This window comes from Lentzea kristufekii, from assembly GCF_033949925.1.
GTDB classification, from domain to species: Bacteria; Actinomycetota; Actinomycetes; order Mycobacteriales; family Pseudonocardiaceae; genus Lentzea; species Lentzea kristufekii.
Genome location: NZ_JAXAVV010000008.1, coordinates 141,805 through 158,985, shown reverse-complemented (window position 1 = coordinate 158,985; position 17,181 = coordinate 141,805). Strand labels below are relative to the sequence as shown.

At 68.5% G+C, this 17,181-nt stretch carries 18 protein-coding genes; 6 read left to right on the top strand and 12 right to left on the bottom strand.

The genetic code is table 11. The annotated features are described in order from the left end of the window. Positions 1-28: 28 nt before the first annotated feature. A complete protein-coding gene (locus SK571_RS18115; protein WP_319985248.1) occupies positions 29-676 on the top strand; it encodes a DUF3159 domain-containing protein in 648 nt (215 codons plus the stop codon). A gap of 421 nt (positions 677-1,097) precedes the next feature. Then, positions 1,098-1,643 (top strand): HNH endonuclease family protein, encoded by a 546-nt coding sequence (locus tag SK571_RS18110; protein ID WP_319985247.1) that lies wholly within the window; start codon positions 1,098-1,100, stop codon positions 1,641-1,643. A gap of 1 nt (position 1,644) precedes the next feature. On the opposite strand, the gene SK571_RS18105 is transcribed toward SK571_RS18110, so the two are convergent. Genes SK571_RS18105 through SK571_RS18060 form a run of 10 tightly spaced genes read right to left on the bottom strand, consistent with a single transcriptional unit; the run spans position 1,645 to position 9,250 of the window. After that, positions 1,645-2,823 carry a hypothetical protein gene (locus tag SK571_RS18105; RefSeq protein ID WP_319985246.1) on the bottom strand — a complete coding sequence of 393 codons (1,179 nt, stop codon included), beginning with the start codon at positions 2,821-2,823 and terminating at the stop codon, positions 1,645-1,647. After that, complete coding sequence (locus tag SK571_RS18100; RefSeq protein ID WP_319985245.1) at positions 2,820-3,746, bottom strand: hypothetical protein; 927 nt, start codon at positions 3,744-3,746, stop codon at positions 2,820-2,822. Before SK571_RS18100 ends, SK571_RS18105 begins: the two co-directional genes overlap by 4 nt. Further along, complete coding sequence (locus SK571_RS18095; RefSeq protein ID WP_319985244.1) at positions 3,737-4,096, bottom strand: hypothetical protein; 360 nt, start codon at positions 4,094-4,096, stop codon at positions 3,737-3,739. The genes SK571_RS18100 and SK571_RS18095 overlap by 10 nt, the downstream gene beginning before the upstream one ends. Then, positions 4,093-4,419, bottom strand: coding sequence for a hypothetical protein (locus SK571_RS18090; protein ID WP_319985243.1), 327 nt, complete (start codon positions 4,417-4,419; stop codon positions 4,093-4,095). The genes SK571_RS18095 and SK571_RS18090 overlap by 4 nt, the downstream gene beginning before the upstream one ends. After that, entirely contained in the window at positions 4,419-4,934 is a 516-nt protein-coding gene (locus SK571_RS18085) for a YbaB/EbfC family nucleoid-associated protein (RefSeq protein WP_319985242.1), read from the bottom strand. The genes SK571_RS18090 and SK571_RS18085 overlap by 1 nt, the downstream gene beginning before the upstream one ends. Positions 4,935-4,976: 42 nt before the next feature. After that, entirely contained in the window at positions 4,977-5,147 is a 171-nt protein-coding gene (locus SK571_RS18080) for a DUF397 domain-containing protein (RefSeq protein WP_319985241.1), read from the bottom strand. Continuing rightward, positions 5,144-5,980, bottom strand: a complete 837-nt coding sequence (locus tag SK571_RS18075) for a helix-turn-helix domain-containing protein (protein WP_319985240.1) — start codon at positions 5,978-5,980, stop codon at positions 5,144-5,146. The genes SK571_RS18080 and SK571_RS18075 overlap by 4 nt, the downstream gene beginning before the upstream one ends. Before the next feature lie 24 nt (positions 5,981-6,004). Further along, positions 6,005-7,390: a class I adenylate-forming enzyme family protein gene (locus SK571_RS18070; protein ID WP_319985239.1), complete on the bottom strand. Its 1,386-nt coding sequence runs from the start codon at positions 7,388-7,390 to the stop codon at positions 6,005-6,007. Position 7,391: 1 nt separating this feature from the next. Further along, positions 7,392-8,465, bottom strand: a complete 1,074-nt coding sequence (locus SK571_RS18065; RefSeq protein ID WP_319985238.1) for a 3-dehydroquinate synthase II — start codon at positions 8,463-8,465, stop codon at positions 7,392-7,394. Beyond that, the gene (locus SK571_RS18060) at positions 8,462-9,250 is read right to left on the bottom strand and encodes a 2-amino-3,7-dideoxy-D-threo-hept-6-ulosonate synthase (protein ID WP_319985237.1); all 789 of its coding nucleotides are present in this window, start codon (positions 9,248-9,250) and stop codon (positions 8,462-8,464) included. The genes SK571_RS18065 and SK571_RS18060 overlap by 4 nt, the downstream gene beginning before the upstream one ends. 205 nt (positions 9,251-9,455) lie before the next feature. Here SK571_RS18060 and SK571_RS18055 point away from each other — a divergent pair, with 205 nt between their 5' ends. Continuing rightward, entirely contained in the window at positions 9,456-10,364 is a 909-nt protein-coding gene (locus SK571_RS18055; protein WP_319985441.1) for a LysR family transcriptional regulator, read from the top strand. Here SK571_RS18055 and SK571_RS18050 read toward each other — a convergent pair. Together SK571_RS18050 and SK571_RS18045 are read right to left on the bottom strand one after the other, a co-directional pair. After that, positions 10,359-11,270 carry an N-acetylglucosamine kinase gene (locus tag SK571_RS18050; protein WP_406601997.1) on the bottom strand — a complete coding sequence of 304 codons (912 nt, stop codon included), beginning with the start codon at positions 11,268-11,270 and terminating at the stop codon, positions 10,359-10,361. The two genes, SK571_RS18055 and SK571_RS18050, sit on opposite strands and share 6 nt — an antisense overlap. Before the next feature lie 63 nt (positions 11,271-11,333). Continuing rightward, positions 11,334-14,141, bottom strand: a complete 2,808-nt coding sequence (locus SK571_RS18045) for a S8 family serine peptidase (protein WP_319985235.1) — start codon at positions 14,139-14,141, stop codon at positions 11,334-11,336. A gap of 121 nt (positions 14,142-14,262) precedes the next feature. On the opposite strand from SK571_RS18045, the gene SK571_RS18040 reads away from it, so the two are divergent. Genes SK571_RS18040 through SK571_RS18030 form a run of 3 tightly spaced genes read left to right on the top strand, consistent with a single transcriptional unit; the run spans position 14,263 to position 17,177 of the window. Further along, the gene (locus SK571_RS18040) at positions 14,263-15,117 is read left to right on the top strand and encodes a fumarylacetoacetate hydrolase family protein (protein WP_319985234.1); all 855 of its coding nucleotides are present in this window, start codon (positions 14,263-14,265) and stop codon (positions 15,115-15,117) included. Between the two features lie 4 nt (positions 15,118-15,121). Beyond that, the gene (locus SK571_RS18035; protein WP_319985233.1) at positions 15,122-16,432 is read left to right on the top strand and encodes an enolase C-terminal domain-like protein; all 1,311 of its coding nucleotides are present in this window, start codon (positions 15,122-15,124) and stop codon (positions 16,430-16,432) included. After that, positions 16,425-17,177: an SDR family NAD(P)-dependent oxidoreductase gene (locus SK571_RS18030; RefSeq protein ID WP_319985232.1), complete on the top strand. Its 753-nt coding sequence runs from the start codon at positions 16,425-16,427 to the stop codon at positions 17,175-17,177. The genes SK571_RS18035 and SK571_RS18030 overlap by 8 nt, the downstream gene beginning before the upstream one ends. Positions 17,178-17,181: the final 4 nt, after the last annotated feature.

The following is a 17,181-nucleotide window of genomic DNA, read 5'->3' as shown; positions in this document are numbered from 1 at the left end:
TTAGGTTCGCCTAAGGCACCCTGGAACCATGACCGACGTGCGCCACGAGTCGCTCGCATCACTGCTAGGAGGCCGAGGCGGCGCCCTCGACGCCTCCCTGCCGCCGCTGGCGTTCGTCGCGGGCTGGCTGATCTGGAACCACTCGATCGGCGCCGGTGCCGTGGTGGCCGTCCTGTGCGGTGTCGCGATCGGCATCTTCCGCTTCGTACGAGGCGAGAAACCCCGTGCCGTCGTGTTCTCGGTCCTGGCCGTGGTGGCGGCATCGCTGGTAGCGCTCTACACGGGCCGTGTTGAGGACTTCTTCCTCATCCAGCTGCTGTCCAACATGGCTTCCGCCCTGGTCTGGGCAGGCTCCATCGCCGTGCGCTGGCCGTTGCTCGGCGTGGTGGTGGGAACGCTCCTCGGCCAGAAGGCGCGGTGGCGTCGAGATCCTGCCCTTTTGCGCGCCTACTCCATCGCCTCGTGGCCGTGGGTCGGGCAGTACGCGCTGCGTGTCGCCGTGTTCACTCCGCTATGGCTGGACGCGCAGGTCTACTGGCTGGCCACTCTTCGGCTCGGTCTGTCCTGGCCGTTGCAGATCGTCTGCATCCTGGTGTCGGGGTGGATGCTGCGTAAGGCCCTGCCTGCGGACCACCCCGGGTTCCGGCATCCGCGGGTGCCGGAGTCCGCCTCTTAGGTCAGTTCCGCTTCCTCTTGTGGATGTGGCGAGGTCGCGGGCATGGTCCGAGGCCTACTAGTAGCGTGTCGCAGCTATCTCTTGGATTAGTGAGGAGTGGGAGGGGCGCCGGCAGGTGGCCGGGCTTCGATCATGAAGATCGCGCTCTCATAGCTGTCACCTGCACGGTTGGCGGTACTTGAGGTGATCAGCAAACGATTGCGCCGGCAGTTTTCTACCGCCAACTCGGCGGCAAATGCGCATGAGAGCGCGACCATCCGGGGCTTTCGGTAACGAGCGACCACACCGCCCAGCCCTCTGCCCTGCTCAACGGAGCACAACTTAGCCGCGACGCTCTACTAGAGTCGCGCGCGGCAGTTCGACGGTTCGGAAGCCGATCAGAGCAGCGCTGGGCGACATGGCGGCAGGGCTTGAGACGTGCATGTACTGCGGCGAGAGCCGTGGCACGGACATCGATCACTTCGATCCCATCGCCCGCAACCCGTTGCGCGCCTTCGACTGGCTCAACCACCTTCTGGCCTGCTCGACCTGCAACAGCCACCAGAAGCGCGACCAGTTTCCGGTCGACGAGCACGGTAACCCGCTGCTGGTCGACCCCACGGCCGAAGATCCGTTCGACCACCTGCTGCTGACGCTGTCTCTGGGCATCTACAGTCCCTTGACTCCGAAGGGCAAGGCGACCATCGAGGTGTGCGGACTCAACGGTCGGGGGCTGCCAAGGGGGCGAATGCAGGCTCGCAGAGTGGTCGGGCTCGCACTGCGCGCGTGGAACGAGGCGTGTGAGGGCAACCGCTCAGACGAGATGCTGGAACACATTCACACGGTACGAGAACAGCCGTTCGCGGACGTGTGCCAGTCCATGTTGCGGCAGGCGTTCAGTCCAGGCGCTGATGTCGTGTTCGGCGACTCTCTGGATCTGCTCGCGCTCCTGCGGAAGCCAGAGCTGCGCGAGGCGTTGCTGAGGTAGGTCAGCGCTTCTTCCGCTTCTTGCCGGAGCCGGGCACCGTCCCGGTCTTGGGCGGCAGGGGCGGAGGCTCAGGGAAGGCTTCAAGCGAGTCCTGACCCTCCATGGACTCCAGGAAAGCCTTGTAGCAGAACCGGTAGGCGAGATAGATGAACGCCACCGCGACGAGTCCGAGACCTGCGACGATCACCTGGGACTCCTTGTCCAGCCCGCCGACCGTGCCCCAATCCTTCTGCAGCTCAGGTGAGCCCGTCACGATCGACAGCGTCATCATCGTCAGTATGTAGAGCGGCATGAGCAGGAAAGCGCCGACGAGCAGGAGGATGTACGGGCGGCTGTCGGTCCGGTACTCCCAATTCGCCGGACGGAAATCGCGCTTCCTCCTGCGACGGGTCGACCAGACCCGCCTTTCGACCACCTCGACACCGGCGGAACGTGCTTGCACCACCGCCAGCGCAGTCCTGCCGACTTCTTCCGTCACCGGGATGAGGAGTTCGCGTGCTGTGCCTACGACGTGCAACGCAGGACCGGGTTTGACGTCGAACGTGCGAGGTCTGCCCACGTCACCGTCGGCATAGATGATCACCTGGCAGGTCATCTCCTGCTCGACCTCGACCAGGTCGATCGACCGCATAGCCGTCCACGGAACCGCGACCACGTCCCGTGACCGCTTCCTTCGTGACACCAGGCTGTCCAGCACCAGTCGGTCCGCGCGGATGCAGAGCCTCGCCTTGAGACCTCTGGTGAGAAACGGGATCTCCCACCCTGACACCGTCAACGCCGGCGTCACCGGCCTGGTGGTGACCAGCACGACCAGTTCACCCAGCGCCCAGCACACGACCAGCAGGCCCGCCATGATGAGCAGGGCGATCGGCCGGTCGCGGTCGGCTACGAGCGCGAAGGTCTTGAGCAGCGCGATGTACACGCCAGGGAACGCGGCCCAACGGGTCCAGACCCGCCACATCGGCATCCGTCTGCGGTGCCAGCACAGCCCACAGACGGTGATGATCCAGAAGGCGATCGCTCCGGCCATGATGTCCTCGACGCCCAGGGGCTGGACGGACGTTCGTCCGGCCAGCGTGTTCTCCCAAACGCCGAGCTGTTCCGCGGCGACGAGCGAGAGACCGGCTGCGAACGCGACCAGGACGAGCCCTGCTGTCCGGCGGAGGAACAGCTCGATCACAGCTCGCCCGCCATCCGCTGCTGCTCCCAGTACTCGCGCCAGTCCTGGTCCCGCTCGTTCTGCTTCACCTGGGCGTCGGCCTCGCGGTGCGTCTGGTCGCTCAGCTCCTGGACCACCGCGTTGCCGAGTATCTTGCCCGGCTTCGGCACGGTGAAGCCGGGGATCTCGTAGCCGAACGGCTTCGGCCTCACTTCCGCGTCGAGCTTCTTGGCCGCGTCGTCGAGGCGCTGGCTGCCCAGGTTCAGGTCGTCGCGGAGGTTGGTGTTGGCGTTCTCTCCCAACGCTCGCTTGACCTCGCTGTACTCCTTGCGCAGCTGCTTGCCCTGCTCTCCGAGTTCCTTCAGCTTCTCGGCGTCGTCCGCGTCGAGCTTGCCCGTCTGCGCCTTCTTTGTCAGGTGCAACGCTTGTTGGTGGTGCTTGACCGCGTTCTGGTTGTACGACTTCACCTTGTCGTCGAGGTTGCGGGTCGTTCCCTTGATCACGTCTCTGGAACGTTTGGCGTCGTCGGCCACTTTCTCCAACTGCTTGACGACCTTGCTGATCTTCTTGGCGTTCTTGCCCGCGGTGATGGTGCCCTGCACGACCGTGTCCGCGATGAAGGCGGCCTGGGAAGCGCCGAACGTGATCGGTGTGAGCGCGCTCGCTGCGGCGAACTTGATGATCGCGTTGGAGACGAAGGTCGCGATCGCGTCCCTGACGGCACCGCGAACGACACCCACAGCGGACGCGGCGACCGTCATCGCTGACGCGGCGGATGTCGCATGGCTGCCGCCCCCGGCGACCACTTTCGAGAAGTCGTGCACCGCTCGGCGGTAGTTGTCGATCGCGGGGCCTCGGGCTTCACCGAGAGCGTTGAGGGCGTTCGCGTACTTGTCCGCTGACTCCTGCATGCGCTTGGCGATGTTGGTCCATGTCAGCGCCATCGCGTTGACCGCGTCCGGGTCGCCGGCAGGAGGTCGAGGCCCTCTTTGAGGAACCCGATGTGCTCGATCAGCCACCCGATACCCGCGGACAGCAGGCTGCCCATCGGGTTCGTGACGAAACCGAGCAGGTCCATGCCGAACGCGGCCAGGTCGCCGGCCATCGCGCCCCAGTCGCCCTTGATGCCGTCGTAGATCAGGTTCGCCGAGCTGCTGAAGATGCCTGCCGCGTCCCAGCCCTGGGTCGGGCTGTCGAAGTTCGACCTCTGAGCCAAGCTCATCGGGTCGAAGTCCTCCGTCGCGTTGAGAGGATTCAGCTCCTCGGCCGACTTCGGCTTGTCCTCACCGCTCACGGCTGCACCCCGTCCAGGTTCTCGCGGAGCTTCTTGAACGTGGCCGCCATCGACGCTTCCTGGTCTTCGTAGGCCTGCCGCATGTCCGCGAACCGCTCCACCACTCCCTCTCCCGCGGCTTTCACCGCGTCGACGTACGCCCTGGCATCGTTCGTCCATAGCTCCATGCCGATGGCGAAGAACTGACCGATCAGACCCCAGGCCTGCGGATTGCCGACGTAGTCAGCGCCGGCGTCGGCAGCGGAGGGCAGGCCTGCCAGGAGGGCCTTGAGCTCTCGCTCGTGGGCCTCCAGGGCCTTCAGGTCGGCTTGGAAGCCCGACATCACCAGCCACCTTCCTTCTTGAAGAGGCTGCGCTGGTCGTAGTCGGTGTCGTCGTCCTCGACAGGGCGGCGGGCCGGGCGAGGTGCGGGCGGCTGGGTCGTGGCCGCGTCCTGTTGTTCCTCGTTCACGACGAACTGCGGAGGTGCTGCGGGCTCGGGCTCGTCCGGGACGTCGATCGGTGGGATCTGGGACTGGACGAACTGCATGGCCTCGCTGTTGTCGCCGATGAGCGGGGCCATGATCGTGGCGATCTGGCCCACGGCCTGGGCCTGGGCGCGTTTGGCCGTGGACATCACCAGGGCGGCCAGGCGGTCTTTGGGCATGTCGTCGGCCTTTGTGCCGAACGACAGGTTCAGCAGCGCTCCCCCTGCGCTGACGCTCACCGTCACGGCGCCGTCTGTGCTGGTGGCGGCGCCGGTCAGGTTTGCGATTTGGGACTTGGCTTCTTCTGCCTGGTCAAGCAAGGCGGCGGTGCGCTGCTCGTAGTCCTCGATGAGCTGGTTCGGATCGGTCATGCGGTCCCCCTTGCACGTGCGTGAGGGGGACGTTACCGAGGGTTACTGCGTCTTGCTGGCGAAACGGGTCAAGCGCAGGAACGCGGACCAGGCTTCGGGGGAGATCGGGAGGTGGGTGCTCGGCGCCTTGCTGTCGCGGATGCCGATTCCGTGGCCCACCTCGACGCAGTTGTTGCTGCTGCCGCTGTAGCTGCTCTTGCGCCAGGCGGTCATTGGAGGCCCTCCAAGATGTTGTCGATCACCGCCCTCGATTCTTCCTCAGACAGAGCGACGGCCGCGAGAGCCGTCAGGATGTCCTCGTGGATCTTGATGGTCTCCGGGTCGTCGAAGAACAGGCAGTAGTTGACGCTGTCCGCGTAGACGACCGGCGGGTACTTCGGGAACTTCATCAGGCAGAAGTCACCGCAGGTACCCGCGTGCACGCCTGCTGACCGAGGAACGATCCGGATGCTGATGTACTTCCGCACCGACATCCTGAGCAGGTGGGCCAGCTGTTCTCGCCACACCTCGACGCTGCCGACCGGAAGCTCCAGCGCCTGTTCGTGCACCAAGAACACGAACTTGCGGCCAGGTTCGAGGATGTGCGCGCGAGCCGCCCTGGCAGCGGCGACTGCCGGGACGTCCTCGGCCTCGATCACGGGCGAACGTTCGGTGACGATGTAGCCGTAGTCCGGCGTTTGCACCAGGCCGGGCACGAGGATCATCGACCAGGTGATGATCTCCTCGGCGTCCTGCTCGTGGTCGATCAGCGTGCGGACCTGGTCCGGCACGCCGTCCTTCGGGATCTGAAGCCAGGCGTTGCCCGACTCGTGGAACAGCGCCAGCAGGTGTTCACGTTCCTCGACCGTGGCCCGGCAGTACCCGAGCAGCAGCAGGACGTCCGCCTCGGTCACACCGCCTTTGCCGAGGGTCATGTCGGAGATCTTGGCTTCCTGCCAGCCGAGGAGTTCAGCGAGTTTGCGATGGGTGAGGCCGGTCCTCGCGATGATGGCGCGAACAGTGCCACCGAACTCCCGGCCCACCACGCTGGACGATCTTTTGGGCATGCCGGAAAAGCTAGGCCTGGTAAGTCATTTCGTGCCATTGTTTCCTGCCAAATGTGCCTGAAGGTAGGACGCATGGAGCGGCTCCATGTTTCGGATGATCTTGCCGCTGGACGTCCTGGGCAGCGTGTCCATCACGTGGATGTGCTGGGGGAGCTTGAATTCAGCGAGTCTTTCCGTGCACCAATCCGACAACGCCTGCGCGGTGAGCGTGTCGCTCGTGGTGCCCACGTACGCGCGGATTTCCGTCCGTCCCACCGCGACGGCCTCGGTCACCTGCGGGTGTCCACGTAGGACCTGTTCGACCTCGGTCAGGTCGACCTTGTTGCCGCGCACCACGACCAGCGAGTCGGCGCGACCGCGCAGGCGCAGTTCGCCGTCGGGGGTGAACTCGCCTCGGTCGCCGGTGCGGAACCAGCCGCCGGAGAAGCGTGCCGGGTCGTTCTCGGCCAGGTAGGGCGTTTCCGGCAAGGCCACTTCCACCAGGCCGTTGCGCACTCGTGCTGTGATGCCGGGCATCGGCTTGCCGACGGACGGGCGGACCGTGCCGGAAACGGCAATGGTCAGTGCGCCGGTTTCGGTGGTGCCGAAGCATTCGCCCACCGGGAAGCCATAGGCGGCAAGGAATCTGTCGGCCACGTCCTGCGGCATCATCTCGCCGCCGGCGAACGCGCCGCGGACCGTGCGCAACGCGTCGCGGTCGGGTGAGGAGGCCAGCAGGTCGAAGTGGAAGGGCAGGCCGGTGACGAAATCGACCTCATGAGTCCGTGCAGAGGAAAGAATGTCTTCTGCGGTCGGGCTTGCGGCGAACACGAGGTGCACTCCTGCCGCGAGAGAGTGCAGCAGGCCACCGATCAGGCCGAAGCTGTGCGCGGGGGAGTTGAGCAGCAGCAGGCGTTCGCCGCGTCGCACCATGCCGTCGGAGGCGGAGAAGCGCGCCACCTCGTCGACGAGTGACGGCGTGCTGCGGCCGATCACCTTCGGGCGGCCGGTCGAGCCGGAGCTGAACTGGACGAGTCGGTGCGGAGAAGCAGCGGGGACGCCGTCGACCCGCTCGGCCACGAGTCCGTACCGCTCCTGGAAACCCTGGACAGGAGCGCCGCCGGGGTGGACGAGGAACTCGGGGCGCGTGAGTTCGTGCAGGACGTGGGCTTCGGCCGGGCGCAGGCGGTGGTCGATCGAGATCACCTGCGCACCGATGCTCCACAGCGCGAGCACGGCCTCCAGTTGGCTGAAGCTCGGCGGTACTTGGACGGCGACCGTGCTGCCGTCACGGATGCCGACGGCGGCGAAACGAAGAGCGTGAGCGGTGACGTCGGCGCGCAGCAGGCCGTGCGTGACTGTGTTGCGGTGACTGAAGATCGGGACCTCGTCACCGTGGCGGTGCAGCAGGTCGGTGATGAACTCACGCACTTCATGACTCCTTGCAGAACTCGCCGATGGGGAGGCCCACGTGCCGTTGCTCGGAAGCGATGTAGCCGAGCAACTCGTCGCCGGGCTGGAGTTCGGTCACGTTGCGGACCTTGCCGCCGGGCGCGAGGACGCGGACGTGCCAGTCGTCCTGCACCATCAGGTCGACCACGACGTTCTCCGGCGACCGCGCGGTGATGGTGAGCATCGGGCGGGACTCGAGCTTGGCCCGGCCGACGGTGAGCTCGCGGGTGCGGCCGTCGGCGTCGACGGCGAGGACCTTGCTGCCGGAACGCAGTTCGGACAGGTAGTTCGTGCGGTTCGCCGGGCCCAGGACGTACGAGTGCAGCGCGCCCGCGTTGACCCGGAACGGCCGCGTCGGCATGTACGGCAACGGATGCGTCTCGCTGCAGCAGAGGATGAAACCCGACGAGAACGAGCCGACGAGGATGCCCTCGTCCTCCCGGAAGTGCGAGGCGGTGTCGACGCAGACGCGGTCGCCGAGGCCGTTGTGGGTCAACGCCTCCACGGTGAGCGTGGTCAGGGTCAGCGGCGGGGACGTGACTTCCAGCAGCCGGGCCAGTTTGAACACGTCGGTCGCGTCCCGCGGGGCCATCAGCACGCCGTCCGAGCCGTGTTCCAGGCATTCGAGGACGATCGCGGCCTCTACGAGGTCGGCCACGACGGTGATCAGCTTGCCGGGTGCGCCGTCGGCGGCGGCGATCACGATCTCCAGCGGGATCTTCGTCGGGTCGGTGAACGCGACGACGGTGTGGTCGAGCCGTTCCGCCGCGGCACAGGCGAGTTTGAGCGTGCGGTCGTCGCTGACCGTCACGAACGCGGAACCCGAGTGCAGCCGGTCCAGCTGGTCCTGGTCGTGCACCGTCACGGTGACCAGGTGCGGGCTGTCGGCCGGGTCGTCGGCGAGCAGCACGCGGGTGATCGTGGGCGGCAGGTCGTCCAGCAACGACGGGTCGTCCGCGACGACTCCGGCGATCCGGCTGTGCACGGCCGCGTCGATGACGGCGGTCCGGTGCGCTTCCGGGACGGTTCTGAGGTCGATCCAGGCGAACTTCACCGGTTCTCCAAGGTGGCGGTCAGGGCGTGGATGAGACTTGCGTCGGTGGGCGCGTGCACGATCGACGCCAGCTCCGCGACCAGGTGCATCGGCGTCGGCGAGGTGAACACCCGCCGTCCGACGGCGAGGCCCGCGCAGCCCGCCGCCATCGCCACGCGGGCGTGGCCCGCGAGGCTGTTCGCCGAGGCGGGGCCGCCCGCGACGATCACCGGAATCGGGCAGCCGGCAACGACTTCGGTCATGTCGTCGGCCAGGTTGGTCTTGACGATGTCCGCGCCGAGGTCCGCCGCGATGTTGACGACGTGCGCCAGCAGAGCGGGGTCCCTGGGATCGCCGATGCGCGGGCCGCGGGCATAGGCCATCGCCACCAGCGGAACGTTCCACGAGTCGCACGCGGCCGCGACCGTACCGAGGTCGGCGAGCTGGCGGGCTTCCGTGTCGGAGCCGATGTTGACGTGCACGCTCACCGCGTCGGCACCGAGCCGCAACGCCTCGTCGACCTCGCCGACGAGCACCTTGGCGTTGGCGTCGGCCATGTGCGCGGTGCCCGCGCTCAGGTGGACGATCAGCGCGCATCCGCCCAGCACGGCGGGATCGATGGTACGTACCCGTCCTTTGTGGACGATGATGGCGTCGGCACCGCCCTGCACAACGGCGCGGATCAGGTCCTGCCACCGGTCCTGCGGCACCACCGGACCGTCCGAAACGCTGTGGTCCAACGGTACGAACAGGTACCTGTCGTCGTGCGGACGGGAAAGGCGTCGCAGCCGCAACGCTTTCCTCATGGCGCTCACACCCTCTGCGGTCGTTTGGTGTCAACAGCAGCGTGGAGCAGTCCGCGCGCGCAGCGGCAGGTGTGAGGTGCCGATAATTCCCGAGTTATCGGCCTGACAGACCAACCGCCCTTACGACGGCGACGGAGCGTCATCTGGTGACACCCGCGTGGCCGTGTTCGTTGATGAGCAACTGTCCTAGGCTTCCTCAGTGCGAATGGAGCTGAGACATCTGCACGTGGTGCTGACCGTGGCGCGGGCGGGCAGCATCAGCCGGGCCGCCTCCCAGATGAAGATCGCCCAGGCCGGGCTGACCGCTCAGGTCCGACGGATCGAGGCGAGTCTCGGCGGGCCGTTGTTCCTGCGCCGCAACGACGGCGTCGAGCTGACCGAGCTGGGCCGCCACGTCGTGCTGCGGGCCCAGGACCTGGTCGAACGGTTCGACGACCTGCTCGTCACCTCGCGCAAACTGGCCGAACGCGGCGACTCCGGCATCCGGCTCGGTGGTGTGGTGGGCTCGCCGACCGCGCTGCTGGTCGGGGTGGTCAGGGAGGTGCTGCCGAGCCTGCCGCAGACCACGCACGTCGAACGCGGCGCCGACGCCGTGCTGGAGCTCGTGCGCACCGGCGGCCTCGATCTGGCCCTGGTGGTGGAGTTCCCGCGCAGTCCGTTGCGGTTCCCGGAAGCGGTCGGCCTGCGCGGTGTCGTCACGGAACGCATGCTGATCGGCGTCCCGGTGGGCCATCGGCTGTCCGGCCGCAGCGAGGTGCTGCTGTCGGAGCTCGCCGGCGAGGAGTGGGTCGTCCCGGACGAGAACCACGGCGGCCGGCTGAACCTGGAACTGGCCTGCGAAGCGGTCGGGTTCACGCCGCGGTGCGCGCACTTCGGCATCGACCCCGTCGTCGCCGCGGACCTGGTGCGGTCGACCGGTGCCGTGGCGGGGTTCTTCCCCGGTCACGACCTGCCGGGCGTGCTGCTCAAGCCGATCATCGGCAACCCGCTGCACCGGCGGATCACGCTGGTGTGGAACGCCGACGCCGCCGAACACGTGGACGACGTGCATGCCGGCCTGCTGCGCGCCTACCACGAGCGGACACCGCATTCAGGCCGGCTGCTGGCGTCATGACCTGCTGGGCCTCGGCGCGTCCGGTCCCAGCACGTCCACGGCCGCCAGCCAGGCCGCTCCCGCCGCACCCTCCGTCGCCATGATCACCGGAGCGTTGCAGCGGGTGAGGAGTTCCTGCTTCAGGTGCGTGCCGACCGGGGTCTTGATCAGGCTGCCGACCAGCACGATCGGTGAGGTGTCGGACGGCTCGCGGACGGCCGTGGCGGTGTCGGCGAGCAGGCGGGCGGCGGACGCCACGATCGCGAGCGCCTCGGGATCGCCGTGGTGGTAGGCGGAACTCACCAGAGGCGCGAACTGGGCGAGTTTGATGGGCGCCGCCGCGTTGACGGCGGTGATCAGCTGGCCTCGGTTGCGAGCGCCTGCGGCGGTCAGGACGGCGGTGGCCAGGCCTTCCAGCGGTGCGTCCAGGTCGAGCAGCTTCAACGTGGCGCGGACGGCTTCGCGGCCCAGCCAGAACGCCGAGCCGTCGTCACCGATGAGCCAGCCGTAGCCGCCGGACTGGCCGACCATGCGGTGGCCGGCGATGCGGCCCGCGATGGAACCGGTGCCCGCCACCAGAACCGTGCCGTCGGCTGACGAGGTGCCGGTGGCGAAGGCGGCCTCGCAGTCGGTGATCACGCGCATCGGGCAGTGCAGGCCCGCGCGTTCCCAAGCTCCTTGGAAGAGGTCCAAGACCGCGGGGTCGGTCATGCGGGAGGCGCCCGCCATGCCGAGGACGCCGGAGCGGACCTTGCGGGAGTCGAGGCCGTCCAACGCCTCCGCCAGCGCCTCGCCGATGTGGGCGGCGGCCACGTCGGGCGGGTGCGAGTTCGGGTTCGCGCCACCCGCCAGGCCCTGACCCAGGCGGGCGCCGTCGAGTCCGAGCACCAAAGCCCTGGTGGACGTGCCGCCAGCGTCGAGTCCCACGACCAGATCCATAACGACCGAGTATGCCGAGAGACGCTCAGCTGAGGCACGCCCAACCGGGTGTCACCTCACGAAAGCCCGGTTACCGCTTGCGTTGTGGTGGAAGAGCACCAGCGAGCCGGCCGGAGCAAGATCACCCGGACGGACCACTGTGGACAGTGAGGGAACGGTCAGGCTGTAGTCGAACGTGGCCGCGGGGGCGACGTCGACCAGGTCGTCGGTGTCGGCGGGCGCGGTGTACCGGCTCCGCACGCCGGCGGTGTAGGTCACCGGGCCGGCCGGCAGAGCCGACCGCGCGACCGGCAGCACCACGACGTCGCTGTCGAACAGGTTCGTGTCGGACGAGCCGTCGAAGCCGTTCAGCGGCTGCTCGTCCACCACGTCCTCGGTGCCGGCCACCACCGTGCGGGCGAGCCAGACGTCGGCCGTCACGTCGCCGTCGGAGTTCGTCGGCTTCTCGGCGGTGGTCACGAAGTCCTTGCCACCCACCGAGAACCGCACCTCCGGCTTGGTGTTGCTGCCGATGTTCGCCCAGGTGCTCCAGGTCGCGACGCCGAACGCGAGCAGGTCCGGGGTGGCCGTCGCGCCCACGTACCGCAGGTCGCCGCCGCGCGCGGTGCGGTTCACGGCGCAGTCGTCCTGCACACCGGGGCCGCAGTCGGGCAGGCGGTCAGAACGCGCTCCGAGCTGGAGCACGGTCATCCGCGACTGGTAATCGGGCTGGTCGAGGCCGCGGCCGGCGACGCGGCCACCGGCCACGCTCAGGCGCGACACCGGCTTCGGCGCCGCGTAGACCGGCACGCGGAGAGAGCGGTCACCGGTGAACGTCACCAGGCCGGACGCCTCCGCCAGGAACTGACGGCCCTCGTCGAGCGAGACCGTGGGGTCGGGCGTCTTGCGCAGCGCGGCCGGGTTCGAGATCCGCAGCTGCACCGGCACCGAGGCCGAACCGCCCGGCCGCAGCACGACGTAGGGCGCGCTGACCAGGAAGGACACGCCGGGCACGCTGGTGATCGGCTCGTAGCCGGCGCGCAGCCGGACGGTCTGGGAGCCCTTGTTGACCAGCTTGAGGGTGCGGCTCGTCAGCACCGGACCGCCCACCTCGACCGTGCCGAACGACGCGTCGCCCAGCACCAGCACGTCCGCCGACAGGGCACCGAGCCCGTCCACCCGGCCCGCACCGACCCGCATCGGTGCCTCGCGCACGCCCTTCGAATCCTTGATCACGCCGGAGGCGGTGTTCATCAGCGCGGCCTTGACCTCCGCGACCGTCCACTCCGGATGAACCTCGCGCAGCAGTGCGGCGATGCCCGCCACGTGCGGCGACGCCATCGACGTGCCGCCCATCGACACGCCGTCCGCGGCCGTCCCGGAGGCGGCGGAGAAGACCGTGTCGCCCGGAGCGGCCACCGCGATCGACGAACGCGAGCGCGACGACGACGGCGTGATCGTGTCCGCGATCGACGGCTCCACGGAGGGCACCGCGACCTTCAACGCCGAGGTCAGGTGCGCGGTCAGCGTCCCGGCCTCCAGGGCCGGTCGCAGCGCGGACGAGGCCGGCGCCGTCAGCTGGAAGGCCGGGATGTGCGCGTTTCCGGCGATCCCGGCCGCGAACACGGGCAACGTCGTCGGCAGCAGCACTCCGGCCGCCCCGGCCTTCCAGGCGTTGTCGGTGCGGGCACCCGAACCGCAGGCGCGGGTGGCGTCGCTGTCGTCCCACTCCAGCCAGACGATCTTCCCGGCCAACGGCTCCGAAATCGGCTGACACCCGTCCACGTTGGACGAAAGCCGCACAACGGGCAGGGTGAGGTCGAAGGGCTCCTTGAAGTTCTGGCTGTACTGGCCGGCCCACCGCTTGCCGGCGACCTCCAGCCCGTCCAGCATCGAGAACGAGTCGCGGCTGTTCGCGACGGAGATCGCCTCGGGGGTGTTGCCCGGCGAGCCGGACACGTCGTAGAAGTCGCCGCCGTTGCCGGCCGCCGCGACCACCACCACGCCGTGCTCGACGAGCTTGCGCACGAACAACGAGTCGGGGTCGTCGGGCGCACCGAAGTCGCTGCCCAGCGACAGGTTGACCACGTCGAGCTTGTCGGAGAAGTCGCCGTCGCCGTTGGGGTCGAGCGCCCAGTCCAGCGCCTGCGCGGTCAGGTTCGTGCCGCCCTCGCAGCCGAACACCTTCAACGCGTAGAGCAGCGCTTTCGGGGCCGTGCCAGGGCCGATCCTCATCGCGTCCAGGTCGATCGAGGAGTACGAACCGCGGTAGGTCGTGCCGTCGGCGTTGACCCCGTACCCGGCTGCGGTGCCGGCGACGTGCGTGCCGTGGCCGTCGCAGTCCACCGGGTCGGCGTCGGGCTCCGGCAGGGACCCGGACGTGCCGGTGTAGGCGTCGCCCGCGAAGTCGTACCCGCCGACGACCTTGGCGTTGGGGAACGTGCCGCCGCCGAAGTCCGCGTGCCGGTAGTCGATGCCGGTGTCGATCACGCCGATCCGCACGCCGTCGCCGAGCCTGCCCAGCGACTTCCACACGTCGGACGTCCGGGTGAGCCGGACGGCGTGCGCGTTCGAGAGCTTCTTGGGGACCATCCGGTGGACCGCCCGCACCTCGGGCATGCGCGCCAGCGCCGCCAGGCGCGACCTGTCCGCCGACAGCACGACGCCGGGCACCGCGTTGGTCGTTCGGGCGACTTCCCGGCCGCCGGACCGGGACACCACCCGGGACGCGTGCTCCGAGGTGCGATCCCGTGCTGAACGCGCCTGCGCGGCGGTGCCCGAGTCGACGGCTGCGGCCGAGGTCAGCTCGACGAAAACGGTTACAGTGTCGACCGGTCCGACCGGCGCGAGCAGTGCGCCCGTCAGAAGTGCTGCGGTCACCAGATTCACGATCAACTCCTCCTATTCATCGGACGACTTCACGCCGGGCCCTAGACGCAGGCGGTATCGCAGGGCTATACATCCGATGTATTTCGTAGGGGTGAGCAGAGGAGGAACGGCCGTGCAGTTCTTGCGCCTGGGGCCGGTCGGTGACGAGCGTCCTGCAGTCAGGACCGACGACGGGACCACATACGACCTCCTGCCGATCACCCCGGACATCGACGGGGCGTTCCTCGCGAACGACGGCGTCAACCGCGTGCGCGCCGCTCTCGACAGCGGTGAGCTCGGGGCACTGAGCACGGAGGGCGTGCGCGTCGGGCCGCCGCTCGCGCGTCCGGGCAAGATCATCTGCATCGGCCTCAACTACCGCGACCACGCGGAGGAGACCGGCGCGGACATCCCGGGCGAGCCGGTGATGTTCCTCAAGACGCCCGACACGATCGTGGGCCCGTACGACGAGGTGCTCGTCCCGCGCCGGTCCGTGAAGACCGACTGGGAGGTCGAGCTCGGCGTCGTCATCGGGCGCACCGCCCGCTACCTGGAGTCCGAAGAGGATGCTCTGGCCTGCGTCGGCGCGTACGTGCTCTCGCACGACGTCTCCGAGCGCGAGTTCCAGATCGAGCGCGGCGGGACGTGGGACAAGGGCAAGAACTGCGAGACGTTCAACCCTCTCGGCCCCTTCCTCGTGCCCGCCGACGAGATCGCCGACCCACAGAGTCTGGAGATGCGGCTCTGGGTGAACGGCGAGATCAAGCAGAACTCGTCCACCAAGAACATGATCTTCCCGGTCGGCGAGATCGTGCGCTACCTCAGCCAGTTCCTTGTCCTTCGTCCGGGTGACGTCATCAACACAGGTACACCCGCTGGGGTGGCGCTCGGCCAGCCGGAGCCCAAGCCGTACCTGCGCGCCGGTGACGTGGTCGAGCTGGAGATCGAAGGCCTCGGCAAACAGCGTCAGACCCTCGGGCAGGCCTGAACCCATGCCGAAGATCACCGCACTGGACGTCCTCGACATCCGGTTCCCGACCTCGCGCGAGCTCGACGGCTCCGACGCGATGAACCCGGACCCGGACTACAGCGCCGCGTACGTGGTGCTGCGGACCGACGACGGACCCGAGGGGCACGGGCTCGCGTTCACCATCGGCCGCGGCAACGACGTGCAGGCCGCCGGCATCAAGGCCCTCGCACCGCACGTCGTCGGCAAGGACGTGCCGGAGGACGCGAAGGCGCTGGCGGAGCTGTACTTCGAGCTGATCGGCGACTCGCAGATCCGCTGGCTCGGCCCCGAGAAGGGCGTCGCGCACATGGCGATCGGGGCCGTCGTCAACGCGGCCTGGGACCTCGCCGCCCGCCGCGCGGGGTTGCCGGTCTGGCGGTTCCTCGCCCGGATGTCGCCCGAGGAGATCGTCAGCCTCGTCGACTTCCGGTACCTGAGCGACGCCCTGACGCCCGACGAGGCGCTGCAGGTCCTGCGCAAGGCCGAGCACGGCAAGGCCGAGCGCACGGACACCATCACCCGCGACGGGTACCCGGCCTACACGACGTCACCGGGCTGGCTCGGCTACTCCGACGAGAAGCTCGCCGGACTCGCCCGCCAGGCACTCGCCGACGGCTTCGACATGATCAAGCTCAAGGTCGGTGGCAGCCTCGACGACGACGTCCGCCGGATGAAGCTCGCCCGCGAGGTCGTCGGCGAGGACACCCGCGTGGCGGTCGACGCGAACCAGCGCTGGGACGTCGACACGGCCGTGCGCTGGATGCGCGAGCTGGCGCCGTACGACCCGTACTGGATCGAGGAGCCGACCTCCCCGGACGACGTGCTGGCACACCGCGCGATCGCCGACGCGCTGGCCCCGATCCGGGTCGCGACCGGCGAGCACGTGCAGAACCGCGTGATCTTCAAGCAGCTGCTGCAGGCCGGTGCGATCGACGTGCTGCAGCTCGACGCCTGCCGGGTCGCGGGCGTGAACGAGAACATCGCGATCCTGCTGCTGGCCAGGAAGTTCGACATCCCGGTGTGCCCGCACGCCGGCGGCGTCGGCCTGTGCGAACTGGTCAGGCACCTGTCGTTCTTCGACTACGTCGCCGTCTCCGGTGAGATCGGGGAGCGCGTGATCGAGTGGGTCGACCACCTGCACGAGCACTTCCTGGACCCGGCCGTCGTCGAGAACGGCCGCTACCTGGCACCCGCCGCGCCGGGGTTCTCCGCACAGCTCAAGGACGAGACGCTGGCCGACTACGTCTACCCCGACGGTCCTGTGTGGACTGGTCTGGAGGGCGAGGATGACTGACTTCGAAGGACTCGTCGCCGTCGTCACGGGCGGTGCGTCCGGCATCGGGCTCGCCACGGCCGAGCTGCTGAGCAGCAGGGGAGCCGCGGTCGTCGCGCTTGATCTCAACCCGGACGTGAAGGACCCGCTCGTCGGGATCCGCGCCGACGTGTCGGACGACGAGAGCGTGAAGGCCGCGATCGACGAGGTCATCGCGCGGTTCGGACGGCTCGACGTCGTGGTGAACAACGCCGGCATCGGCGCACAGGGCGACGTCACGGCCAACGACGACGCCCAGTGGGCGAAGGTGCTCGACGTCAACGTGCTGGGCATGGTCCGCGTCTCGCGGGCCGCGCTGCCGCACCTGCGGAACTCGCCGTCCGCGGCGATCGTCAACACCTGCTCCATCGCTGCCTGGGCCGGGCTCCCGCAGCGCGCTCTCTACTCGGCCAGCAAGGGCGCGGTGTACTCGCTGACGCTCGCGATGGCCGCCGACCACGTCCGCGAAGGCATTCGCGTCAACGCGGTCGCCCCCGGCACGGCGGACACCCCGTGGGTGGGCCGTCTGCTCGACTCGGCACCGGACCCGGCAGCCGAACGAGCCGCGTTGGAGGCACGCCAGCCGCACGGCCGGCTCGTCTCCGCAGATGAGGTCGCGGGAGCCATCGCCTACCTGGCGAGCCCGCTTTCGGGTTCCACCGCCGGCACGATCCTCGCCGTCGACGGTGGCATGCACGGCCTGCGCTTGCGTCCCCAGCAGTCATGAAAGG